This window comes from Stenotrophomonas sp. 2YAF22 (genome assembly GCF_052114665.1).
GTDB lineage: Bacteria > Pseudomonadota > Gammaproteobacteria > Xanthomonadales > Xanthomonadaceae > Stenotrophomonas > Stenotrophomonas indicatrix.
In genome coordinates this window covers 1-5,292 of the sequence record NZ_JBFRFE010000282.1, presented here as the reverse complement: position 1 = coordinate 5,292, position 5,292 = coordinate 1, and the positions used below count along the sequence as shown (strand labels likewise).

The following is a 5,292-nucleotide window of genomic DNA, read 5'->3' as shown; positions in this document are numbered from 1 at the left end:
GCGCGCAAGCAGACCCCCGTGCTGATGCTGACCGCGCGCGATTCGCTGGACAACAAGCTGGCCGGCTTCGATTCCGGTGCTGACGACTACCTGATCAAGCCGTTCGCGCTGCAGGAAGTGGAAGTGCGTCTGAACGCCCTGTCGCGTCGCGGCAAGGGCGTGCAGACCCGCGTGCTGGAAACCGGTGACCTGGAATACAACCTGGACACGCTGGAAGTGCGCCGGCAGGGCAAGTTGCTGCAGCTCAACCCGACCGCATTGAAGATCCTGCAGGCGCTGATGGAAGCGGCCCCGGCCGTGGTCACCCGGCAGGAGCTGGAAACCCGTGTCTGGGGCGAAGAGCTGCCGGACTCCGATTCGCTGCGCGTGCACATCCACGGCCTGCGCGCCGTGGTGGACAAGCCCTTTGAAGTGCCGATGATCCAGACCCGCCATGGCATCGGATACCGCATCGCCACGCCGGAAGCCTGATTCTGTGGCAAGCAAGGGGGAGCGCCGGCGCACGCCTTATCGGCGGCGCCTGCGCAGCCGCATCATCGTCTCGTTCGTGTTGTTGGGCTTCTGCCTGACGACACTGTTCGCGTTCGCCACCAACTGGGCCCGCATGCGGGTGGAAAACCAGTTGGTGGAAGACGTGATGAACCGCAACATCAGCGAGTACGTGCGGCGTTATTACGAAAGCCCCGACCGCAACCCGGACCTGCCGGTGCAGCAGATGCGCGCGCGTCTGATCAAGCCGGACAAGTTCGAAGCCCTGCGCGAGGAGGAACCGGACTGGTACGAGTTCAAGGACGGCCTGTACAACATGGGCGGTGTGGACGAGCGCGGCGAGCGCTATTCCTACAAGCTTGCTGTTCGCAAGACTCCTGATGCCTGGGCGTTCCTGGCCTACGACATGACCGACAGCGTTCGCGGTGGGCAGCAGCTCAACCGCGCGCTGTTCCTGTCGGTGCTGGTGTTCAGTCTGCTGTCGCTGGTGCTGGGCTGGTGGTCGGCCTCCAAGGTGATGAAGCCGGTCTCGGATCTGGCAGCACGCCTGCGTGCGTACCGTGGCGGTACCAGCGACCCCGAGCCATTGGCGCCACGCTTCCCCGATGACGAAGTGGGGCAGCTGGCCCAGGCGCTCGATGACTATTCTTCGCGGCTGACCGAAGTGGTGCAGCGCGACCGTGAGTTCAATGCGGACGTCAGCCATGAGTTGCGCACGCCGCTGGCGGTGATCCGTGGCGCAACCGAGTTGCTGCTGACCCGCCCGGGCCTGGACGAAAAGGTGCTGCAGCGCCTGCAGCGCATCCAACGTGCCGAGCAACAGTGCAGCGATCTGATTGGTGCCCTGCTGCTGCTGTCGCGCAACGAACGCGGGCAGGGCAGCAGCAATGTAGCCCGGGTGGCCGAGCAGCTGCTGGACGCGCACCGCGCGCAGTTGGGTGGCAAGCCGCTGGAGCTGCATCTGGATGGCGAACGCGACCTGGTCATCGATGCCCCCGAAGCGGCGTTGTCGGTGGCGCTGGGCAACCTGATCGGCAATGCGGTGAAGTATTCGCAGGATGGCGAGGTGCGGGTGCATGTGGGCGCCAACGCCGTATCGGTGACCGACAGCGGGCCGGGCCTGAGCGAGGAAGATGCTGCCAAGCTGTTCCAGCGCGGCTATCGCGGTACTCATGCCGGTCACTCGCAGGGCGGCGGTATCGGCCTGTCGATCGTCAGTCGCCTGTGCGATCTGTACGGCTGGCAGGTAAGCGTGCGGCCGGGCGGTGCCCGCGGCGTGATCGCCACGCTGACGTTCTCGCCGAAGCCGCTGTAGCCCCTTCTGCCTGGGTGAGATGGGGGGCTTCCGCTAAGGGCGTTGATTACCCCGGCGCGACCTGGTGAATTGCCTCGATCGACGCATTGTCCTGTGTGGTGCAGGTCACCAAGGGGCCGGCACATGGTGAGCCCCGGGCTTACCCGGCCGCCAACACCAGATACCGCGCGTGCAATCGCTCGACCTGCGCCTGCAGGTCATCCGGATGGCCATCATTGACGACCACGTCATCGGACAGCGCCAAGCGCTGTGCTCGGCTGGCCTGGGCGGCGATCATCTGGTCGGCCAGCGCCGCGTCGATGCCGTCGCGTTGCATCAGCCGGGCGTGCTGCACGGCCTCGGGGGCATCCACCAGCAGCACCCGGTCCAGCCACGGGTAGGCAAGGCGGCCACCTACTTCGGTCAGCAGCGGAATCGCCGCCAGCGCGTAGGGGCTGGCGGCCTGCTCGCACTGCTGCTGCATCAACAGGCGGATGGCCGGGTGGGTGATCGCTTCCAGCGCCGTCCGCTCGGCCGGGTCGGCAAAGATGTGGGCACGCAGGCGCGCCCGGTCAAGGCTGCCATCGGCCAGCAGGATTCCCGCGCCGAAGCGCTCGGCAATCAGGGCAAGGGCAGGGCTGCCCACCGCCACCACCGCGCGCGCGGCCAGGTCGGCATCGGCGACGACAATCCCCAGCGCCTCGAAGCGCCGGGTGACCTCGCTCTTGCCCGAGGCGATGCCGCCGGTCAGGCCCACCACATAACGGCTCATCGGTGCGCCCTCAGCGCAGCCCGCTCATCACCAGATACTGGTTCAACAGCGGCTCGCCCCACATGAAGAACAGCCAGCCGGCCAAAGCCAAGTAGGGCCCGAACGGGATCGGCGTCGCCCGGTCCCGGCCACGGCTGTACAGCCAGATCGATCCGATGATGGCGCCCAGCACCGACGACATCAGGATGATCGGCAGGATGCCCTTCATCCCACACCAGGCACCCAGCGCGGCCAGCAGCTTGAAATCGCCGTGGCCCATGCCTTCCTTGCCGGTCAGCTGCTTGAACAGCCACCACACCGACCACAGCGACAGATAGCCCAGCAGGGCGCCCAGCAGGGCCGGTTTGGCCGGCATGTACAGGTTGTCGATGCTGCCTATCAACCCCAGCCACATCAGGGGCAGGGTCAATTGGTCCGGTAGCAGCTGGGTGCGCAGGTCGATGCCGGACAGGGCGATCAGGAAGCAGGTCAGCACGATCGCACCGAAGCCCTGCCAGCCGAAGCCGAATTGCCACACGCAGGCCAGCACCATCACTGCGGTCAGCGCCTCCACCAGCGGGTACTGGATGGAGATCGGTGCCTTGCAGTGGCGGCACTTGCCGCCCTGGATCATCCAGCTGAACAGCGGGATGTTCTCGTACCAGGCCAGCTTGTGCTTGCAGTGCGGGCAGTGCGAAGGCTCCACCACGATGCCTGGCGGGGGCGGCTCGTAGAAGTCCGGCTCCTCCAGAACCTCGCGCGCATCGCGCTTCCACTGCCATTCCAGCCGCTTGGGCAGGCGCAGGATGACGACGTTGAGGAAGCTGCCGAGAAGCAGTCCCAGGCCGGCCGCGGCGGGATAGCCGAGGCCGGGATGCTGGTCAAGAAATGCCATGTATGTTTTATCCGACGACGGCGCCGAGCTTGAAGATGGGAAGGTACATGCCGATGACCATGCCGCCTACAACGACACCGATGAAGATCATGATCATCGGTTCCAGCAGGCTGCTCAGGGCGTCCACTGCGTTGTTGACCTCTTGCTCATAATACTCGGCCACCTTGAACAGCATGGCATCCAAGGCGCCAGCCTCTTCGCCGATGCCGGTCATCTGGATGACCATGTGCGGGAACAGGGCGGTCTGTTTCATCGCCATGTTGACCGGATAACCTACCGACACGTCATCGCGCATGCGTAGCACGGCTTCCTCGTAGATCTTGTTGCCCGTGGCCCCGGCCACGATGCCCAGGGCCTCCACCAGCGGCACGCCGGCCTTGAAGGTAACCGCGGTGGTACGCGCGAAGCGGGCGATGGCACTGTTGTGCATGATCTGGCCGATCACCGGGACTTTCAGGATCAGGCGATCCATCGTGTGCTGCATCTTTGGCGATCGTTTGTACGCCATGATCGCGCCGACAGCGGAGCCAATCAGGACGATCGCGATCAGCCACCACCACGACACCATGAATCGGGATAGATTGACGATGAGCTGTGTGAACGCTGGCAGATCTGCACCGAAGCCGCGGAATACCTCCTCAAACTGCGGGACCACGAAGATCAGCATGATGGCGCTGACAAGCAGCGCCACCACCACCACCATGGCCGGGTAGAAGAGGGCCTTCTTGATCTTGCCCTTTAGACCTTCTATGTTCTCCTTATACGTGGCAACGGTGTCCAGCACCGTTTCCAGCACGCCGGCGCCTTCGCCCGCCCGCACGAGATTGCGGTACAACTCGTCGAACTGCACTGGATACTTGCTGACGGCCTCGTACAGTGAAGATCCACCCTCGATATCGGTGCGGATGCCATCGACCATCTTCTTCACGCGCGGGTTCTTGTGCCCGCTGCCGATGATGTCCAGTGCTTGGACGATAGGTACGCCAGACTTCATCATTGTCGCCATCTGACGGCTGAAGAAGGCGATATCCTTTGAGCTCACAGGCTTGCCCGCGGCTCCAAACAGCGGCTTGGATTTGGGCTTAACCTGACCCGGATTGATGCCTTGTCTGCGTAGCTCGGCTCGCAGCAAATTGGCGTTTTTAGCCAACTGCTCGCCCTTCATCTTGATCCCCCGCTTGTCGGTCCCCTCCCAGACAAACGGCTGCAACTCCATGGTGCTACGCGCCACGGGCTCTTTCTTGATCGCACTGCGACTGACCGACATGTGGACTCCCCAAGGCCCGCCATCCCCAGGCGGGCATCATGACTAGCGATCTTAGCTGGTTCGAGACCATCCGGGGAGCTTGCCAGCGTGACGTGCGGCAGGATTTTCGTCCTGGAGGGGCCGAAGGTGACGCAACGCGTCACATTGCTTGGTCCATCGCAATTTCTGCTTAGGGGGGTTCCCATCCACGAAATTGCTGCCATCATTGGCCCCGGGGAAATCCAGGGGGAGGCGTGCCGGGGTTGGCACGCAACCTGCGTTGATCCACCCGCAGGGCACAGGACCCGCTCAGCCGGCCGTTTGTCGGATCGATTCTGTGCACTGAATCAACCACCACTATCTTGGGGATGTACGACTATGAAGAACCAAAAGGGCTTCACCCTTATCGAATTGATGATCGTTGTCGCGATCATTGCCATCTTGGCCGCCATCGCTATCCCGCAGTACAACGACTTCACCGCCCGTGCCCAAATGTCGGAGGCCTACACCTTGGCTTCTGGTCTGAAGACCCCGATCGCTGAAGCCTATTCTCAGGACAATGGCGACGCATCATGTGCGAAGCYGGCGAATACCGTTTCCAGCGGTAAGTACGTTAC

Annotated in this window: 6 protein-coding genes; 3 read left to right on the top strand and 3 right to left on the bottom strand. The window is 63.5% G+C overall.

Annotated features, from left to right (window positions below; genetic code table 11):
* Together AB4Y84_RS12355 and AB4Y84_RS12350 are read left to right on the top strand one after the other, a co-directional pair.
* Nucleotides 1-471, top strand: a 471-nt coding sequence (locus tag AB4Y84_RS12355; RefSeq protein WP_442250207.1) for a response regulator transcription factor, incomplete at its 5' end; no start/stop codon positions are given.
* A complete protein-coding gene (locus tag AB4Y84_RS12350) occupies nucleotides 434-1,804 on the top strand; it encodes a sensor histidine kinase (RefSeq protein WP_100460170.1) in 1,371 nt (456 codons plus the stop codon). The genes AB4Y84_RS12355 and AB4Y84_RS12350, both read left to right, overlap by 38 nt.
* A gap of 139 nt (nucleotides 1,805-1,943) precedes the next feature.
* Here AB4Y84_RS12350 and coaE read toward each other — a convergent pair whose 3' ends face one another.
* The 3 genes from coaE to AB4Y84_RS12335 are packed head-to-tail and all read right to left on the bottom strand — an operon-like array spanning nucleotide 1,944 to nucleotide 4,696.
* On the bottom strand, nucleotides 1,944-2,555 hold the full coding sequence (gene coaE, locus AB4Y84_RS12345; protein ID WP_223496337.1) for a dephospho-CoA kinase: 612 nt from the start codon (nucleotides 2,553-2,555) through the stop codon (nucleotides 1,944-1,946).
* Between the two features lie 10 nt (nucleotides 2,556-2,565).
* Entirely contained in the window at nucleotides 2,566-3,429 is an 864-nt protein-coding gene (locus tag AB4Y84_RS12340; RefSeq protein ID WP_100553384.1) for a prepilin peptidase, read from the bottom strand.
* Between the two features lie 7 nt (nucleotides 3,430-3,436).
* The gene (locus tag AB4Y84_RS12335) at nucleotides 3,437-4,696 is read right to left on the bottom strand and encodes a type II secretion system F family protein (protein ID WP_442244988.1); all 1,260 of its coding nucleotides are present in this window, start codon (nucleotides 4,694-4,696) and stop codon (nucleotides 3,437-3,439) included.
* 357 nt (nucleotides 4,697-5,053) lie between these two features.
* On the opposite strand from AB4Y84_RS12335, the gene AB4Y84_RS12330 reads away from it, so the two are divergent.
* Nucleotides 5,054-5,292 (top strand): pilin (locus AB4Y84_RS12330; RefSeq protein ID WP_442250206.1); only part of this gene is annotated, 239 nt, incomplete at its 3' end.

Coding starts and splice junctions, on each gene's coding strand:
- AB4Y84_RS12350 (WP_100460170.1), top strand. CDS start 434: ATGGCATCGGATACCGCATCGCCACGCCGGAAGCCTGATTCTGTGGCA.
- coaE (WP_223496337.1), bottom strand. CDS start 2,555: ATGAGCCGTTATGTGGTGGGCCTGACCGGCGGCATCGCCTCGGGCAAG.
- AB4Y84_RS12340 (WP_100553384.1), bottom strand. CDS start 3,429: ATGGCATTTCTTGACCAGCATCCCGGCCTCGGCTATCCCGCCGCGGCC.
- AB4Y84_RS12335 (WP_442244988.1), bottom strand. CDS start 4,696: ATGTCGGTCAGTCGCAGTGCGATCAAGAAAGAGCCCGTGGCGCGTAGC.